This window comes from Rathayibacter sp. AY1B4, assembly GCF_002932815.1.
In the GTDB taxonomy this organism is placed as follows: domain Bacteria; phylum Actinomycetota; class Actinomycetes; order Actinomycetales; family Microbacteriaceae; genus Rathayibacter.
The window spans coordinates 26,503-42,795 of the sequence record NZ_PSWN01000025.1; the positions used below are offsets into that span (position 1 = coordinate 26,503).

Here is a 16,293-nt window from a genome sequence, read left to right on the forward strand (position 1 = left end):
TCCATCCGCGCAGGACTCGCCGATGACCGCCGGCTCGGCCGTTCGGCCCTCGAGGGACGAGCGCTGTCCGAGCTAGCGCCCCTCCCCACCAAGCCGCTCACTCATCCCCGCGACTTCCTGCCACGCCCCGGTCGCCCGTTCCCCCGCCGTCGCCTCCCGGAGCAGCCCGGTCAACCGCTCCCGCAGCCGCAGCTCTGCGGCCGTCATCGCGCTCTCGTGCCCCCGCGCGAGGAGGTACGAGTGGGCGTCCGTCGCGAAAGCCGCCAGGGCGTCGAGGAAGATCTCGAGGAGGCGTGCGGCCTCGCCGACGCGGGACGGATCGCGGGGCACCGGCAGCATCGGCACGAGCCGCAGCCTCCCCTGCCAGAGGCGCTCGTCGAGCGGATCCGCGAAGAGGGTGAGGGCGGTCGCGAGCGTTCCCGAGGCGGAGGAGGGGAACGCGCGGCGGACGTCGTGGACGATCTCGTGGAAGTGGTCGTCGGTGAGGCCGAAGCCGACGAAGAGCAGGTGCCGGGTCGCGAGGGTGGCCTTCACGATCGAGGAGAGGGCGCGGCGGGAGGAGTCGAAGCCGAGGTAGTCGTCGCGGGTGAGGACGATCGAGGACGGGTCGTCGACGGTGCCGTGGAGCTTGAGCAGCCAGCGCCCGTGGTCGCCCTCGTGGTCGCCGGGGATGACGGCGCGGGGGACGCCCGCGTCCTCGGACGCCGTCTCGAAGAGGCGGTCGTAGTTGAGCGTGATGGCCTGCTCGGAGTCGATCGCGGTGAGGAGCGCCGGCGCGAGACCGTACCGCTCGAGGGAGCCGATCTCACGGGCGACGGCCTCGGCGAACCGTCCGGGCTTCTCCTCGTCGAAGAGCGTCGCGAGGTAGGACGCCTGGTCGAGCACGTTCTTCCCGCTGAGGACCGCGGACGTCTCGGAGTCGAGTCCGATCTCGCGGCCGAGCTCCTCGAGCAGTCCGTCCCAGGAGGGGCCGCCGGCGCTGACGCTGGTCCCGGCGCCGAGGAAGGGCACGAGCCGGCGGCGACGGGCGCGCTCGGCGAGGCTCTGCGCCTCCTCGAGGGCCGGAGCCTCCAGCTCGGGCCAGGACGTCGCGGGATCGAGTCGTCGCCTGGACTGGGCAAAGGCGTGGACGTCGGCGCGGAGGGTGACGATCGCGATGTCGACCTGGAACGCCTCGGCGGCTTCCCGCAGCACGCGGAGCTGCTGGGCGAGCACGGCGTCGCGGAGGGTCCCTGATCCGCCGCCCGCCGTCGCGAAGAGCGGCACGGCCAGGAGCGGCAGCGGCCGCCCGGTGCGCCGATCCCTCGTCGCCGTCCGCGCGGCGACCTCGACGAAGGCCCGGAGGCGGCGGGCGATGTCGGCGAGTCCTTCGCTGTCCTCGGCGTCGCGCACGGCGTGATCGGGGACGGCGGTGAGGACGGGAGTGGGCTCGCCGTCGCGCGGCGCGAGCGGCAGTGCCGCCTGTCGGCCGTCCGAGAACTCCGGAGTCAGCGCGGCGCGTGCGCGATCCTCCAGCTGCGGGACCCCGCGCCAGAAGTCGGTGAACGAGAGGAAGCGGTCCGTCGGCAGGAGCCACGCGTCGCAGGCGAAGTGGAGGAGGCTCCCGCGGGTGACGAAGAGATGAGGTCGAGGCACGGCCTCTTCCTATCAGCATCGCTGAGTCGCTCGGGGGGGGGGCTCGTTCTCCGCGTCGAGAACGAGCCTTCCCGGGCGACTCGGTGCAGAGGGCTGGGAGTCACGCGAGCATCCGATGCCGACGTGACACCGGCCTCAGCGCCCGAGCACTCCCGCGTACACCGCGAGGTACTCGTCGACCATCCGGTCCACGGCGAAGCGGCGGCGCGCGGTCGCCCGCACGGCCGCGCGGTCGAGGAGTCCGACCCGCTCGACCGCGGCGACCGCCTCCTCCCGTGACGACACCGCGTACCCGGTGACGCCCTCGTCGATGATCTCGGCCATGGATCCGCGGCGGTACGCGATCACCGGCGTCCCGCACGCCATCGCCTCGACGACGGAGAGGCCGAACGGCTCGTCGAAGCCGATCGGATGCAGGAGCGCGAGCGCTCCGCCGAGCACGAGGGCGCGCTCCTCCGGCCCGACCGAGCCGCGGTAGACGACGCGCGTCCCGTCGACGAGCGGCTCGACCTCCTCGCGCCAGTAGCGCTCGTCCTGCACGATGCCGCAGATGAGGAGTCGGCGTCCGGCCGCGGCGGCGATCCGGACCGCCTCCGCCATGCCCTTGTCGGGGTGGATCCGGCCGAGGATCACGAGGTCCTCGCCTCCGGATCCGGCGGGGAAGCCGTCCACGTCGATCCCGTGGTGCACCGTCGCCGCGTAGTCGAGCTCGGGGGAGCGGTCGCTGTCCGAGATCGACACCAGGTGCGCGGTGCGCGGGTGCCGCAGCGCCTCGCGGTAGGCGGGCAGGATCTCGGGCCCCGAGAAGCCGTGCACCGTCGTCACGAGTGGCACGGGCCACTGCGCCGCGAGGGCGAGCGGCAGCCAGTCGAGGTGGTTGTGCACCAGGTCGAACTCGCCGGCGCGGTCGAGGGCCGCCGCGATGTGCAGCGCCTCCCAGACGCGGCCGTCGCGGCCCGACTCGGCGTAGCCCGTCGGAGCGACCGACTCGAGCGCGGCCGTCGTCACGGAGTCGCCGGTCGCGAAGAGCGTCACGTCGACTCCGCGGCGGACCAGCCCCTCGGTCAGGAGGCTCGCGACCTGCTCCCACGGCCCGTAGTGGCGCGGCGGCGTGCGCCACGCGATCGGCGCGAGCATCGCGATCCGCAGCCCGGCCGCCGGGTCCCCGGGTCCTGCGGTCATCGGGCGGCGACGGCCGCGGGGGCCGCCGGGACGCTCGGCCGCGTCGGCTGCAGGCCGGCCCGTCGCACCACGAGCGAGGTGTGCAGGGCGGCGATCGTCGACTCCGCGCCCCGGTTCTCGTTGCGCCCCTGAGGCTCCAGCCCGTCGTACCCGGCGCCGGAGAGCGGATCGACCATCACGGTCGCGGAGTCGTTGACCCCGTGGAACCAGGCCCAGCAGGAGGCGAGGCCCTCGCGCCAGAGCGGATCCTCGTCGAGCGTCAGGGCGCGGGCGCACGCGGCGGCGATGGCGGCGACCTCGATCGGCTGCTGGTCGAAGAGCACTCCGAGCTCGTCGGGCCCGCGGCCGGCCACGCCCGTCACCGAGAGGCGGCCGTCGCGCGATTCGAGGCCCAGCAGGAAGGCGAGAGCGGCGAACCCGCGCGCGAGCAGCGGCGGATCCTGCAGCGCCTCGCCGGCCGCCAGGAGCGCCTCGGGGACGCAGCCGTTGGCGTAGCGCAGGCGCGCCTCCGGCCAGGGCCAGGCCTGATCCGTGCAGGAGAGGAGCATCGGCGCGGCGTCGTGCAGCAGCTGGACCGCGACCAGCGAGTGCGGGCGGACGGCGACGACCTCGACCGCGCCGAGCACCGCGAACGTCATGGCGCGCAGGTCCGGCGAGCGCTCCTCCGCGAGGTGGAGGAAGAGCCGCATCGCGCTGCGGCGGGTCAGCGGCAGCTCGGCGTGCGCGGCCACCACCCCGGCCGCCCAGACGCTGCGGCCCCACCAGTCGCCGAGCGAGGAGGCGTCGGCCCACTCGCCGTCGGGCGACAGCCGGTTGTGCACGGTGCCGTCCGGCTCGGCGGCCGCCTCGAGGAAGCGGAGGTACTGCTCCGTGAGGCGTCGGGTCCGGAACGTCTGCTCCGGCTCCTGCGCCACCACGATCAGGGCGCGCGAGACGTCGTCGACGCAGTAGCCGTGCTCGGGACGGGGCGCGTCGAGCAGCGCGTGCTCGTGCAGCCCGCGCTCGTCGGTGAGGGCGTCGAGGTGCTCGTAGGGGAGTGCCGTCGCGAGGGCGGGCCCCGCGGTCACGCCGCGTGCTCGATGCGGAGGCGCTCGACGAGATCGAGGTAGAGGCCGGCGGCCGCGGGCCAGGAGAGGGCGGCCGGAGCGGCTGCGGGGGCGGAGCCGGCGAGCACCTCGCGCAGCGCAGCGGCCATCGCGGCGGGGTCCTCGTGCGCGACCGTGCGGCCGCGGCCGTTCCCGAGCAGCTCGAGAGCGTGGGGTAACTCCGTCGCGACGATCCGTCGTCCGGCGGCCAGCGCCTCCACGAGCACGCCCGAGGTGACCTGGTTGCGGGAGTCGTAGGGCAGCAGGACGGCGTCGGCCTCGGCGACCGCCGCCGCGAGCTGGGAGGGATCGAGGTAGCGGCCGTCGAGCACGACCCGGTCCTCGAGCCGCAGCTCGGCGATCAGGTCGGCCAGCGACTCCCGGTAGGCCTCGCCGGCGTGCGCGACGACCTTGGGGTGCGTCTGCCCGTAGACGGTGTAATGGGCGGAGACGCCGGCGTCGCGCAGGTCGGCCATTGCGCGGATCCCCCACTCGATGCCCTTGCCCGGGCCGATCAGGCCCCAGGTGATGATCTGCGGATCCGCGGCGGCGGCGGGGCGGGCGGCCGCGTTCCAGACGGGGACGCCGTGCGCGATGACGACGACGCGCGAGGCGTCCACGTCGTACCGGCGCTCGAGGATCTCGGCCGCGACGGCCGTCATCACCACGACCGCGTCGGCGAGGGAGGCGACCCGCTCCAGCACGAGGCGCTGCGAGGGGGTCGGCGTCTCCAGCACCGTGTGCAGGACCACGATCACGGGCACGGCGAGCCGCTCCATCAGCGCGATCACCTCGTCGCCGTCGGGTCCGCCGTAGATGCCGTACTCGTGCTGGATGATCGCGACGTCGCAGGAGTCGAGCTCGGCGGCCGCGCGCGCGGTGCTCGCCGGGTCGCCCGCGACGAGCTCGGCCACGACGCTCGTGCCGGGTGTCGATCCGGGCACGGCGAGCTCGTCCATCACGCGGACGGTGCGGATGCCGGCGCCGTGGTCGTCGGCCAGTGCTCCGCCGAGGGCCTCGGTGAAGGTCGCGAGCCCGCACCGCGTGGGCGGGAAGGTCGACAGCAGTCCTACGGTGGTGCCGGATCGCCGGTGCGCGAGGGGGAAGGGGGACTCCATGCTGACTCCAGCCGCGGGGAGGCGGAGCCTTCCCTGGGAGGGCGGTCCGCGAACGGGCGAGACGACTGCCGGGCGGCACCCCTCGCGGGATCCCTGTCGGATCCGGTCCACGGCCGGAGGACCGGGCATGAGTAGCGTCACCCTAGTGGGGGTGGATGACGATCCGGGGTCGCCCGCGGCGCGGCTTCGCCCGCCGGCCATCGGGGCGCGGGATTCGGCGGTCGGGGGCGGCGGCCTCGATGACGGCCACCAGGAATACGGCCGCGGCGGCGTCGACGTCGACGCAGCGGCGGGTCAGGAGGCCGGCGTCGCGAGTGGCGTCCTCGCGACCGCGCGCGGCGGGGAGGGCCTACTCGAGGAGGAAGGCGCGCCCGTTGATCAGCAGCGTGTCGCCGTCGGTCGCGGCGAGAACGCCGAACTCGTCGACGGAGCGGGTGGAGTCCCCGGCGGTGTCCGAGGTCGCGGCCACAGCGGGAGTGGCTGCGGCGGCGGTGAGGAGGAGCCCGCAGGCGAGTGCGGTGATCACGGTCGTGCGGTTCATCGGCGTCGTCCTTGGCGTCGTGGTGGGCCGCTTCTCGTGGAGGCGGCGGGAACTGGTTCCGAGCCTAGGGCGCCGAGCCCGTCAACGCCCTGGATCGTTCCTTGGGTTCAGCTATGAAGTACCGTGCAGCCATGCCCTGGGGACGCCTCTACTTCGCCGTGCAGGCGCTCGGCGGAGCGGCCTGGTGGGTCGCCGTGGCGCTCGTCCCCGCCGTGCGGACCGCGACGCTCGGCAGCCTCGATCCCGTCCCTGTCGCGGCTCTCGACCTCCCGCTGTTCGGCGGCGCCTCCGCTCTGGCCGCGGCCGGGATCCGCTGGGCGGCCGTCACCGCGACGGCCTGGACGCTCCTCGTCGCGGTCGCCCTGGCCGTCTGGGCCACCCTGACGGGGGAGGCGGGCTGGGGCGTCGTCGCGATGCTCGCCGCGGCGGGCGGCTCCGTCGTCGCGGCGTGCCTGCTCCTGCTCGGCCGGGTGCCCACGCGCTGGATCGCCTCCGGTCCCTTCACCTTCCGCGTCGCGACCGCCGGCCGCCGGCCCGGTTCGCACCTCGCCGCGACCCTGGGGCAGATCGTGGTGTTCTGGGGAGGCGCGCTGGTCGTCATCCCGCTGGTGATCGCTGGGCTAGAGTCGCGCTGGGGCGTGGGCCTCGGAGCGGCGCCGCCCGCGGTCGTCAGCGTCGGCGTCCTGCTGCTGATCGCGGCGAGCGCGCTCGGGATCTGGTCGGGGCTCACGATGTCGCTCCTCGGCGACGGCACGCCGCTGCCGATCGCGATGACCAACCGGCTGGTGATCGCCGGCCCCTACCGCTGGGTCCGCAACCCGATGGCGGTCGCCGGCATCGTGCAGGGAGCGGCGGTCGGGCTGCTGCTCTCGTCGTGGCTGGTCGTGCTGTACGCGCTCCTCGGCGCCGTCGTCTGGAACCGGGCCGTGCGCCCGCTGGAGGAGGCGGACCTCGCCGCCCGCTTCGGCGCCGACTTCGAGCGCTACCGCTCGCGCGTCCGCTGCTGGGTGCCCCGCCGCCCGGAGCCGCTGCCGCGCCGGGGGTAGCCGCTGCCGCGACGCGGTCGTCGAGCGTTCCGCCCCCCGCCGGGACGCCGCCGCCAGGACGGCGACTCGTCGACGAGCGCTGTGTCTCGAGGCGCGGTCCGCTCCTCCGCCCCCACAACGCGCCTCTCGCGACGGCGACGCGCCTCGCCCGCCGACCCCGTCACTCCGCGGTGCGCCCGCGCCCCACCATCGCGGCGACCAGCCCCGCCGACACCGCGGCCAGCGCGACCAGCACCCCGCCCACGCCGAGCGTCCCCGCCACGAGCGGAGTCGCGAGCGCCAGCGCGACACCAGGGAGCGCCAGGCGCGCGGGCATCGGCTGGTGCTCGCCGAGCGGCGCGTGCACCGCCCACAGGGTCAGGACGAAGACCGCGACCGGCACCGCGACGGCCGCGCCGATCACCGTGTCGGACGCCTCGAGGTGGCCCGCGGTCGCAGCGACGGCCGCCTCCAGCCCGGATCCCAGCGCCGCGAGGGCCGCGAACGCCGCGAAGTGCGCGTAGCCCCAGCGGTAGGAGAGGCCGCGCCGCCGCTCCAGCAGCTCGCCGGAGGGATGCGAGAACGACAGCCACCAAAGCGCGAACACGATCACCAGCCCGCAGGCCGCGACCAGCACGAGCGAGGTGCTGACGCCCGCCTCCGTCACCGCCCGCTGCACGCCCATCACCGCCGCGAGGACGCCCTCGCCGAGCAGGATGATCGTGAACAGCCCGTACCGCTCGGCGACGTGGTGCGGATGCCAGTTCGCGTCGCCCGCCCGCTGCGCCCAGAGGGGCACGGCCAGCTCGCAGACGACCAGGAGCAGGAAGCTCACCACCCCGACCTCCTCGGGCAGGAGCAGCCGCAGCAGCCAGCCGACCTGCACGATCGAGAAGCCGACGGCGTTGCGCACGGCGGAGGTGCGGTGCTCCGGAGTGGACACGGCGACGCGGATCCACTGGCTCACCAGCGCGAACCGCATGATCGCGTAGCCGATGGTGATCGCCCGGTAGTCGCCCTCCTCGAAGCCGGCCGGCACTCCCGCCGCGAGCACCAGGACGCCGCCCTTCTGGGCGAGGGTCAGCAGCCGGTAGGGCACGTCGTCGGTGTCGTACCCGGAGGCGAACCAGGTGAAGTTCATCCATGCCCACCAGATCGCGAAGAACACCATGCCGAAGGGGAGGAGCCCTTCGGCGAGGTGCCCCTCCTCGGTGGCGTGGGCGAGCTGCTGGGCGATCTGCGCGATCGCGACGACGAAGGTCAGGTCGACGAGCAGCTCGAGCGGACTCGAGACGCGGTGCGCCTCGTCGATCGCGCGCGGCTGCATCCGCACGCGGAGGGGGTGCGCGGGGGAGGCGGGCATGCGCTCATCCTGCACCTGGAGGGCCGCTGCGCGAGTGCCGCGCCCGCCTCCCGCGACCCTCGGCGCCCGCCCTCGCACCGAGTGTCCAGAAGTCGTCGCACTCGAGCGCGAGTGCGACGACCATCGGACACTCGCGGTCGGCCGGACCTCGCGGGGCCGGGCTCACACTCGCCGGGTACGTCGCAGCCGCGCCCCGCGCCGGCCCGCGCAGGGCCCCCGCCTACGATGGGTCGGGATGTCCCCCGAATCCGCGCTCGCCGCCCCGACCCGCGCGTCCCCGGGCGCCCGGCGGTCGCGGCGCGGGCCGCTCCTCGGGCTCGCCCTGGTCGCCGTCCTCGTGGCGACGCGCCTGCTCGCCCCGGACGCGGCGGGCGACGCCCTCTCGGACGCGGTGCGCGACTTCCTCACCCTCTCGATCAGCGTCGTCATCGAGTCGCTGCCGTTCGTCTTCCTCGGCATCGTCCTCTCGATCGCGGTGCAGCTGTGGGTGCCCGAGGCCGTGCTGCTGAGGATCCTGCCCAAGCGGGCGCTCCCGCGGCGCCTCGTGATCTCGCTGCTCGGCGTGCTCCTCCCGGTCTGCGAGTGCGGCAACGTGCCGCTCGCGCGCGGGCTGATCGTCAAGGGCCTCTCGGTGTCGGAGTCGATGACGTTCCTCCTCGCCGCGCCGATCGTGAATCCGATCACCATCGTCACGACCTACCAGGCCTTCGGCTGGGCCGACGGGATCCTCGTCTGGCGCATCGTCGGCGGCTTCGCGATCGCGAACCTCGTCGGCTGGATCTTCAGCCGCCACTCCGAGCCGATGAGCCTGCTCACCGACCGCTTCCGCGCGGCCTGCGAGGCGGGCGAGCGGCCCTCCCGCTCCCTCCGCGACCGCTCCCGGCGCAGCGTGCTGCTGTTCGCCGAGGAGACCGGGGCGATGATGCCGGCGCTGTTCGTCGGCGCCGCCATCGCGGGGCTGATCCAGGTCGGCGTCTCGCGCGACGTGCTGACCACGCTCGGCGGCGACCCGCTCTGGTCGGTGCTGGCGCTGATGGTCCTCGCGTTCGTCATCTCGATCTGCTCGAACGTGGACGCGTTCTTCGTGCTCTCGTTCGGCTCCACGTTCCTGCCGGGAGGCATCATCGCGTTCCTCGTCTTCGGCCCGATGATCGACGTCAAGATGCTCGCGCTGCTCCGCACCACGTTCTCGGCCGCGACGCTGGTGCGCGTCACCGTGCTGGTCGCCCTCGCCGCGGCCGTGCTGGGACTGGCGGTGAACTATGCGCTCTGAGCGCCTCCTCGCCCGCTGGAAGGGCGTCGTCCTCAGCCTGATCGGCGTCGTCTCGACCCTGTGGCTCGCGGCGACCGGCCGGCTCGGCCTCTACATCCACCCCCGCTACTTCGAGTTCTCGGTGGTGCTCGCGGTGATCGCCGGCGTGCTGCTGATCGCGGCCTTCGCGGTGGTGCCGCGAGCGGAGGAGGACGAGCACGAGCACGAGGACGACGTCGAGCACCTCCACGCCCCCGCGCCCGCCCGCCCCTGGCGCCGGGTGGTCGCGGTCGCGGCCGGAGTCGCGGTGATCGCCTCCGCCGCCGTCGCCCTGCTCGTGCTCCCGCCGGCCGCCCTCACCGCCTCGACCGCGACGCAGCGCGAGGTCAACACGAGCGCCGTCGACGCCTCCGTGACCGCCGCGGCGCCCACCGGCGACACGGCCTCCTTCAGCGTGCGTGACTGGGCGACCCTGCTGCGTCAGGGCGCGAGCGAGCAGTTCCTCGCCGGCCGCACGGCGACGGTGAGCGGATTCGTGACCCCCGACGCCTCCGACCCCGAGAACGTCTTCTACATCGCCCGCTTCGTCGTCACCTGCTGCGCGGTGGACGCGCAGCCGGTGGGCGTGCCGGTCTACCAGGCCGGCTGGGCCGACACCTGGTCGGAGGGGCAGTGGCTGGAGGCGAGCGGCGGTTTCGGCGCGAACCCGAGCGTCACCAGCGCCGAGGCGGTCGTGCTGGAGCCGGAGGCGCTCACTCCGATCGACGAGCCGGCGATGCCGTATGTCTACTGAGCGCGACGCGAATCCTGAGCGCGGCGCGTCTCCGGAGGACGGCGCGTCTCTCGAGGACGGCGCGTCTCCGGAGCGCCGCACGTCGGCGCAGAGCGGGCGACGGGCCGAAGGCGGCGCGCGGCTCGCTCCCGGCCTCCGCCCTGCAGGCGCCTCCCGCTTTCCGCGGCTCTTCTGGGCGGTCGTCGCGGTGCTCGTTCTCGCGGTCGGAGGCCTGACCGCCGCCACCGTCGCGAAGGGGCCCCGGGTCGCGTCCCTCGAGGTCAGTACCGACGGCGTGGTCGAGCGCGACGGCTCCCGAGCCCGCCTGCACCTCGACCAGGCGCTCGAGCCGGATGCGCTCGACCGCGTCCGCGTCGCTCCGGACGCCCCGCACACCGCCGAGCTCGACGGCGGCGTGCTCACCGTCACCTTCACCGACACCCTCCGCTACGCCACCCGCTACGAGATCGGGATCGACGACGCCCGCAGCGCCGCGACCGGCTCGGCCGCCGACGTCTCCGCCTCCTTCACCACGAAGGACCCCGACCTGTTCACCCTCGACCGCATGGCCGACGACCCCTCGCAGCCCGACGCCGTCCGCGTCCGCCCGCTCTCCGGAGGCGACGCCCGGGTCCTCGTCACGGCCGACCGGATCCAGGACTACGCCGTCGTCGGCCCGGTGCTGGTCGTCGTGACCATCGAGCCGGACGACACGAACCTCCTCCGCACGGTCACGCTCGACACCGGCTCCGAGGGCGTGATCCCGCTCCCCGGCCCCGGGACCGTGCGCGAGCTGCACTCCTCGCCCGAGAAGGGCGTGCTCGGCTGGACCTTCACCGGGCAGGCGCCGTCGGGCCCGCTCGACCGCGCCCTCTACTCCTACGACCTCACCGACCAGAAGGCCGAGGCGGTCCCCGTGCTCGGGATAGACGGCGGGCCGCTGCGGGCGCGCGACTGGATGTTCGTGCCCGGCACCACCTCGGTCGTCACCCACTCGCTCGACGACACGGTGCTCCTGCTCGACCTGCTGACGCCCGGCTCGATCAGCCCGCTCGGGCAGCACGCGGAGCTGCGCGGATTCGTGCCCGGCGCGAACCGGCTCGTGGTCGCCGATCCGGAGTCGGGCTCGCTGATCGACCTGGCCGACGGCTCGGTCGAGACGCTCGCCCTCCCGCCGGCGGACGTGAGCGCGACCGCGTCGCCCGTGCAGATCCTGCTCCTCGACTCCGGGAGCTACGTCGAGCTCGAGGCCGAGTACGCACCGGAGACGGGCGCGACCCAGTACTCCGTCGTCCGCGTCGACGCGTCCGGCACCTCGGAGGTGTTCCGCACCTCGCCGACGGGGCGCATCCGCGGCGTCTGCCTCTCGCCGAACGGGCAGTACCTCGCCGTCGAGACCGTCTCGGTCGAGGGCCGGCCGGACGACTACCCGGGCGAGCCGGGCTTCAGCGCGACCTCGACCGTGCTCGTCGACCTCGGCACCGGCGACACCGCGCGCAGCGTCAACGGTCGCTCGCGCGACTGGTGCGCGTAGGGGGCTGGGCTGACGACCGGCTCGTCCACCTGACTGATTGCTGGCGGCCCGGAAGTAGAGATTCGGAAATCTGTCGGTCTGTTAATACCGGACTTCGAGGCTATTGCCTGCAGTCTCCGTTTCGCACATCCAAGGCCGCGATGCGGCCCAGTCTCCGAGTTGCCCGGCTCAGGATTCATCCCTCGACGTAGCGTTCGCAGTCGCCCGAACCGTGCAGATCTGCCGGATCGGCGCAGTGCAGGAGTGACCAGCTGGCGCCCACGCCCGTGGGCTCTTCAAGACCGTTGTGGCGATCGAACGCTGTCGTCGTGTACACGTCGACGCCGTCGATCGAGCCTCCGACGAACGCGAATGAGACAATTGGGTCGCCTTCGGTGGTCGGTGTGCTCCACGCCAGTTCCGCCTCGTCTCCCGCGATAGCGGCGGTCGCGAGGCATGCTCGAGCCGTGCTGGGCAGGTCACTTCCTTGTTCAAGAACGTATTCGCCGCAGCTCGAACCGGCGTCGCTACCGGCGACGACGCCGCCAGCATCAGGGAGGCTCCGAGCGGCGACGATCGGATCGCCATTCGGCGCTCTCGACGCGGGTTCAGGTGCAACCGCCGAACAACCGCTGGCAACAGTGAGCACCGCGATCGCGATCGCAGCTGCCGTAAGGCGGTTCATCCGCCCACCGTAGCCGCCAGCGCCGCCTGCCAGCCAAGTAATCAAGCGGGAGGGCCGGCGCTGCCCGCCCGTGAGGGGCGACCCCCTCACGCTCCCCGGTGTCCCGTTCCGGGGCGCGAGCTGCACTCGCGCAGCGGCGACGGAGCGCCGCCAATGGGAGGCCGCGATGCGGCCCGTTCCACCCGTTTTCTTCACCTCTCCGCGGTTTCAACCTATTTCGCTCCACCGGCTGCGTGCCACCGATCCCGGACGCGCCCTGCGGGCTTATTTCGCCCGTGATCGGTGTCACTCCGCCGCCTCCACTCGAACGGTTTTCCCCGCCGGAGAGGCAAAGAAAAACGATCAGCCAGAGGGAGCACCCACACCATGCAGACCACCACCGACTTGCAGACCACCACGAAGACCTACCTCACGCTCGGAGGCACCCGCGCGGTCGACGTCCGCGTCGTGGGCACCGACCCCACGACGACGCCCTCGGTACACGTCACCCGCCGCAAGTCCGGGGTCTGGGAGGCGTGGCACTCCGACCAGCTGCACGGCATCACCAGCGGCTCGTTCCGCCACTGCGTCGCCCGCGCCCGCCGCGCAGCGATCTGCCGCGTCGCCCCGTTCCTGAACCGCTGAGAGGACCACACCATGACCCGCACCGACACCGGCCGCGCGAGCGCCGACCAGCTCGCCCTCATCCTCGCGACCAGCCGCGACGAGGACCCGGAGAACGCCACCGCGACCGACGTGGAGATTCTCACGCACACCCGCAACACGCTCGGACTGCCGGGGGAGTGTGGACCCGGCGGGATGCCTGTCTACGACGACGGCACCGCCGAGGCCGCCGCGTTGATTGCGTTCCTGACGCCCGCCGAGTAGCGCGGGGGAGGGGCCGGCCTTCGGGCCGGCCACGAGGGGCGATCCCCTCGCGCTCCCCCGTGTTCCGCCGGAGGCGGGACGCGAGCTCCGCACGCGCAGCGGTGACGGAGCACCGCCGGCGGGAGCCGCTACGCGGCAGGTCCTTTGCTCGCCTGGTTGCTGGCCTGGCTCACGCTCGGCATCGCGTTCCTCGTGGGACACGCGGTCATGCGTGGTCATCGGTCGCGAGGAAGTCAGACCTCCGGCGCCCAGATGTCGACTACGCCGGCCTGCAGGCGCATCTCGCCGAGTTTCAGTTGCTTGCGAAGACGAAGCCGGGTGTAGGGAACCAGGACCACCAGCGCGATGCCCTCCCGATGTTCCGACTCGACTCGGATGGCATTATCGCTCCCGCTGATCGTGACCACGCTGACGTACGCGACCGCCCGTAACGACTGCCGGTTCTCTCTGCTCGCACGCCGGAGCTCGTCGAGGTCCGCCTGGGACGAGTTGTTCCCGCGACCCGGCTCCGGCCCCACCATGCTCAGAACGCTGCGCCCGTCGGTGTCGATCGAGGCGGAGAACGGGCCGAGCTCACCGCGCTTTCCGAGAGCCTCAACGGCGCGGGTCATCGTCAGATCGAGCAGGCCGTCGAGATCCTCTTGCGCTTCGGCTGACGCCGTCTCACGCCACATCATCATGTGCACAGAGTGTCACGGGCCGCTTTCTCGCGCCGGACGGAACTGCGGTCGCGCAGACGGTCAAAGCCTCACCCGTCTCCCCGTTCGGGGGCGCGAGCTCCGCTCGAGCAGCGGCGCCGGAGCACCGCCGGCGGGAGCCGCTGCGCGGCGCGATTCAAGGTTTTCTTCACCTCATCGGGAGCGCGATCTTCCTGGAATCGGATCGTCGTGGAGGCCGCGGGCGTCTTCCAGGTCGTCAGGCGGGCTTGTGAGTTTTCAGGTGAAGGCCCGTCGCGTGACCGTTCGATCGCTCGAGTACCGTGCGCAGCGGGATGCCACGTCGCCGCGCGTGGGGCACGCGGCCGAAGTCGTCGTGGCGGGTCCAGCGACGGTGCTTCCACTCTTCGCGGCTGATGTCCATCCGGAGGTGGCGTTCACACCACTGGGCGGCAAGATCAGCCAGCGTCTCCGGCGTAATCGGGGCGCCGCGCACGGTGAGGTCGCGGATCGGGTCGCTGCCGTAGTCGTCAGCGACGAGATCGCGTATACCCCACGACCCCTCCAGCTTGGGCATGCCGTGGTCGTCCTCCGCGCATTCCAGCCATAGAGCGGTGAAGTCCCCGGACAAGCCGGGAACCTGGATCCCGCACCAGACCTCATCGAGTGAGGCGTCGAAGGTGGTGTCGGCCGGTCGTACGTCCGTGTCCCACTCGGCCGCGCGTAGCCTCAGACGCGCCACGAACGCGCCGAGGAAGACGCTCATCACCGGCGACTCCTCGTTCGAGAACCACTCTTCCGCTGCCACCCGCCGATTATGCGTCACTCCCGAGGACCTGCTGGGTACAGCTCCTTCACGAGTACCGCATGCCGAGGGGTGAAGGACGTGATGACGTCCGGGTCAGCGCCGTGGCGCGCGATCGCGCCGTCGCCGATGAAGAGCTCGGTAGGCCGGTATCCGAGGCCGCCTTTGAGGGGCGATCCCCTCACGTTCCCTGGGGAGCGCTGCTTTAGTGAAAGTTGGTCGTGGAGGGCGCAGGTGCCTTCCACGATTCCTCCTGGTACGAGTGCGGGTCGTGAGCCTCGTGTGGCGGCTCTCCGAACGGATCCTTTGGCAGCGCCGTAGGCGCTGTGGTGAACTTCGCGCGGAGCGATGCGGCGATGGAGCGAATGCGGTAGATCACGGCGTTCATGTCGTTCTCCCGTTCGGGGTGATCAAGCGTCACCTGCCCGAAGCCTACCGACGCCGTTTTTCCGGCGGGGCGCTTACAAGACGGAATGGGAACTCGGCGCCGAAGCGAGCTGAGCACTGGCAACCATGGTGAACATCGCCTAGGTCGCCGAGTATTAACCCACTACGGCCGTCTCCCTGTGCGCCGACGGCAACGGCACAGGACGAAGGCGGGCAACCCCGAAGGGCAGCCCGCCTTCGTTGTGATCGGCGCCCAGCAGCGCCTCTTGGGTCGTCTTACGGCGCGAGGATGTAGGACATGCCCACGACGTCCTGCACAGTCCGGGCGTTGAAGTTGCCGGGTCCAGCTGCGCCGTTCATCTCGGTGATGTTGATGTAGAGACCGTCGGACCGCTGCTCGACAGAGTCGACCCAGGCAACGTGGCCGTAGGTGGAGTCTGCGCCTTGCACGCCGGGCTCGAAGACAACGATGCTGCGGGCCTGAGCATCGAGGACCGTGGACCAGCCGTTCGCTGCGGCGCTGGTGTCCCAGTCGAGGGCGTTGCCGTAGATCGCGGGACGCAGTCCAGTCGCTTCGAAGAACTTCTCCTTCGCACCCCAGGTGCACTGACCGGTGGCGCCGCTATTGCCGGCCTCCGTGACTCCGGTTGCCCGACCGGAGTCGGCGACGGTGGTGGTCGTCTGAGTGGTGGTGTCCGCGAACGCGGGCGCCGATCCGATGAACGGTGCCGCGATAGTGAGCGACGCTGCGAGCATGCCCGCGGCCAGGCGAGGGCGACGGAGGCTTCGTCCCTGGTGGTTCTGGTGGTCGGCCGAGCTGGTTTCGAATTCGTTGCTCGTGCTGGTGCGCATGATGTACTCCTTCGTCTCTTCTTGCTTCCCTTGAACACCTTCCACGCTGCCACTCAAGCAGAGCCCATAACGAGATTGGAGGAACCGGACACCTCGCATCCACCGGGTACACAGGGAATGTCGAGGCCGCCGAAGCCTCTCTGCAACCTCCGAGACGGAGCGCCCGATCTAGTCGGCATTGTCGTCAAGAAGCTGCGGCACCGTGCGGATGTCGACTCGACGTCGACGGGTCGGCTGATGCTGAACATGCTCGCCACGCCCGCGGAATACGAGCGGGAGCTCATCGTCGAACGCGTCAACGCTGGCATTGCGGCCGCATGTGCGAGCGGAACGCGCTTCGGCCGTCCCCTACCGGATCCTGCGGTAGTTACGGACAAGCTCGCGATCGTCGCGGACGCGCGAGCGCGTGGGCGCACTGCGAGGCGTCGCGTACCGTCGGCTGGAGTCGTGCCTCCCTGTATCGCCATCAAGCGGACGCCGCTCGCCGCGCAGTTGCGGGAGAGCAGGCAGCGTCTTAGTAGGGGATGGGGTACCGGTCAGCGCAGCTTCGGCGCG

The 16,293-nt window shown here is 72.2% G+C and carries 16 protein-coding genes and 1 pseudogene; 7 read left to right on the forward strand and 10 right to left on the reverse strand.

Annotated features, from left to right (window positions below):
* Positions 1-72: 72 nt before the first annotated feature.
* From C5D66_RS14185 to C5D66_RS14205, 5 genes are all read right to left on the reverse strand, one after another.
* Positions 73-1,635, reverse strand: a complete 1,563-nt coding sequence (locus tag C5D66_RS14185) for an SIR2 family protein (RefSeq protein WP_104256366.1) — start codon at positions 1,633-1,635, stop codon at positions 73-75.
* Positions 1,636-1,770: 135 nt separating this feature from the next.
* Entirely contained in the window at positions 1,771-2,817 is a 1,047-nt protein-coding gene (locus C5D66_RS14190) for a glycosyltransferase family 4 protein (RefSeq protein ID WP_258061569.1), read from the reverse strand.
* Positions 2,814-3,884, reverse strand: a complete 1,071-nt coding sequence (locus C5D66_RS14195) for a glycosyltransferase (protein WP_181028854.1) — start codon at positions 3,882-3,884, stop codon at positions 2,814-2,816. Before C5D66_RS14195 ends, C5D66_RS14190 begins: the two co-directional genes overlap by 4 nt.
* A complete protein-coding gene (locus C5D66_RS14200) occupies positions 3,881-5,020 on the reverse strand; it encodes a glycosyltransferase (protein ID WP_104256365.1) in 1,140 nt (379 codons plus the stop codon). The genes C5D66_RS14195 and C5D66_RS14200 overlap by 4 nt, the downstream gene beginning before the upstream one ends.
* 349 nt (positions 5,021-5,369) lie before the next feature.
* Positions 5,370-5,561: a hypothetical protein gene (locus tag C5D66_RS14205; protein WP_104223384.1), complete on the reverse strand. Its 192-nt coding sequence runs from the start codon at positions 5,559-5,561 to the stop codon at positions 5,370-5,372.
* A gap of 131 nt (positions 5,562-5,692) precedes the next feature.
* On the opposite strand from C5D66_RS14205, the gene C5D66_RS14210 reads away from it, so the two are divergent.
* On the forward strand, positions 5,693-6,607 hold the full coding sequence (locus tag C5D66_RS14210) for an isoprenylcysteine carboxylmethyltransferase family protein (RefSeq protein WP_104256382.1): 915 nt from the start codon (positions 5,693-5,695) through the stop codon (positions 6,605-6,607).
* Between the two features lie 160 nt (positions 6,608-6,767).
* On the opposite strand, the gene C5D66_RS14215 is transcribed toward C5D66_RS14210, so the two are convergent.
* A complete protein-coding gene (locus tag C5D66_RS14215; RefSeq protein WP_219814248.1) occupies positions 6,768-7,949 on the reverse strand; it encodes a low temperature requirement protein A in 1,182 nt (393 codons plus the stop codon).
* 235 nt (positions 7,950-8,184) lie between these two features.
* Between C5D66_RS14215 and C5D66_RS14220 the strand changes: the two genes are divergently transcribed.
* The 3 genes from C5D66_RS14220 (at position 8,185) to C5D66_RS14230 (ending at position 11,507) form a co-directional block, all read left to right on the forward strand.
* Positions 8,185-9,222 (forward strand): permease, encoded by a 1,038-nt coding sequence (locus C5D66_RS14220; protein WP_104223382.1) that lies wholly within the window; start codon positions 8,185-8,187, stop codon positions 9,220-9,222.
* Entirely contained in the window at positions 9,212-9,994 is a 783-nt protein-coding gene (locus C5D66_RS14225) for a TIGR03943 family putative permease subunit (protein ID WP_104256364.1), read from the forward strand. Before C5D66_RS14220 ends, C5D66_RS14225 begins: the two co-directional genes overlap by 11 nt.
* Positions 9,995-10,181: 187 nt before the next feature.
* On the forward strand, positions 10,182-11,507 hold the full coding sequence (locus C5D66_RS14230) for a hypothetical protein (RefSeq protein ID WP_104326949.1): 1,326 nt from the start codon (positions 10,182-10,184) through the stop codon (positions 11,505-11,507).
* Between the two features lie 175 nt (positions 11,508-11,682).
* Here the strand turns inward: C5D66_RS14230 and C5D66_RS16890 are convergent, their stop codons facing one another.
* On the reverse strand, positions 11,683-12,171 hold the full coding sequence (locus C5D66_RS16890) for a hypothetical protein (RefSeq protein ID WP_146079357.1): 489 nt from the start codon (positions 12,169-12,171) through the stop codon (positions 11,683-11,685).
* Positions 12,172-12,537: 366 nt separating this feature from the next.
* On the opposite strand from C5D66_RS16890, the gene C5D66_RS14235 reads away from it, so the two are divergent.
* Positions 12,538-12,795 carry a hypothetical protein gene (locus C5D66_RS14235; protein WP_104256635.1) on the forward strand — a complete coding sequence of 86 codons (258 nt, stop codon included), beginning with the start codon at positions 12,538-12,540 and terminating at the stop codon, positions 12,793-12,795.
* A 12-nt stretch (positions 12,796-12,807) separates the two neighbouring features.
* Positions 12,808-13,038, forward strand: coding sequence for a hypothetical protein (locus C5D66_RS14240; RefSeq protein ID WP_104256634.1), 231 nt, complete (start codon positions 12,808-12,810; stop codon positions 13,036-13,038).
* 233 nt (positions 13,039-13,271) lie between these two features.
* Here C5D66_RS14240 and C5D66_RS14245 read toward each other — a convergent pair whose 3' ends face one another.
* The 3 genes from C5D66_RS14245 to C5D66_RS14255 form a co-directional block, all read right to left on the reverse strand.
* Entirely contained in the window at positions 13,272-13,718 is a 447-nt protein-coding gene (locus tag C5D66_RS14245) for a hypothetical protein (RefSeq protein ID WP_104256633.1), read from the reverse strand.
* Between the two features lie 235 nt (positions 13,719-13,953).
* Entirely contained in the window at positions 13,954-14,502 is a 549-nt protein-coding gene (locus C5D66_RS14250; protein WP_146079356.1) for a hypothetical protein, read from the reverse strand.
* A 660-nt stretch (positions 14,503-15,162) separates the two neighbouring features.
* Positions 15,163-15,738 (reverse strand): CHAP domain-containing protein, encoded by a 576-nt coding sequence (locus C5D66_RS14255; RefSeq protein WP_219814279.1) that lies wholly within the window; start codon positions 15,736-15,738, stop codon positions 15,163-15,165.
* Positions 15,739-15,951: 213 nt separating this feature from the next.
* Between C5D66_RS14255 and C5D66_RS14260 the strand changes: the two are divergent.
* Positions 15,952-16,256: pseudogene (locus C5D66_RS14260) on the forward strand (recombinase family protein); the annotation flags it as partial.
* Positions 16,257-16,293: the final 37 nt, after the last annotated feature.

What these genes read in the sequence shown, in the direction of transcription:
- C5D66_RS14210 (WP_104256382.1), top strand. Translation starts at nt 5,693, where the DNA reads ATGCCCTGGGGACGCCTCTACTTCGCCGTGCAGGCGCTCGGCGGAGCG.
- C5D66_RS14225 (WP_104256364.1), top strand. Translation starts at nt 9,212, where the DNA reads ATGCGCTCTGAGCGCCTCCTCGCCCGCTGGAAGGGCGTCGTCCTCAGC.
- C5D66_RS14205 (WP_104223384.1), bottom strand. Translation starts at nt 5,561, where the DNA reads ATGAACCGCACGACCGTGATCACCGCACTCGCCTGCGGGCTCCTCCTC.
- C5D66_RS14255 (WP_219814279.1), bottom strand. Translation starts at nt 15,738, where the DNA reads ATGCGCACCAGCACGAGCAACGAATTCGAAACCAGCTCGGCCGACCAC.
- C5D66_RS16890 (WP_146079357.1), bottom strand. Translation starts at nt 12,171, where the DNA reads ATGAACCGCCTTACGGCAGCTGCGATCGCGATCGCGGTGCTCACTGTT.
- C5D66_RS14220 (WP_104223382.1), top strand. Translation starts at nt 8,185, where the DNA reads ATGTCCCCCGAATCCGCGCTCGCCGCCCCGACCCGCGCGTCCCCGGGC.
- C5D66_RS14240 (WP_104256634.1), top strand. Translation starts at nt 12,808, where the DNA reads ATGACCCGCACCGACACCGGCCGCGCGAGCGCCGACCAGCTCGCCCTC.
- C5D66_RS14190 (WP_258061569.1), bottom strand. Translation starts at nt 2,817, where the DNA reads ATGACCGCAGGACCCGGGGACCCGGCGGCCGGGCTGCGGATCGCGATG.
- C5D66_RS14235 (WP_104256635.1), top strand. Translation starts at nt 12,538, where the DNA reads ATGCAGACCACCACCGACTTGCAGACCACCACGAAGACCTACCTCACG.
- C5D66_RS14200 (WP_104256365.1), bottom strand. Translation starts at nt 5,020, where the DNA reads ATGGAGTCCCCCTTCCCCCTCGCGCACCGGCGATCCGGCACCACCGTA.
- C5D66_RS14215 (WP_219814248.1), bottom strand. Translation starts at nt 7,949, where the DNA reads ATGCCCGCCTCCCCCGCGCACCCCCTCCGCGTGCGGATGCAGCCGCGC.
- C5D66_RS14245 (WP_104256633.1), bottom strand. Translation starts at nt 13,718, where the DNA reads ATGATGATGTGGCGTGAGACGGCGTCAGCCGAAGCGCAAGAGGATCTC.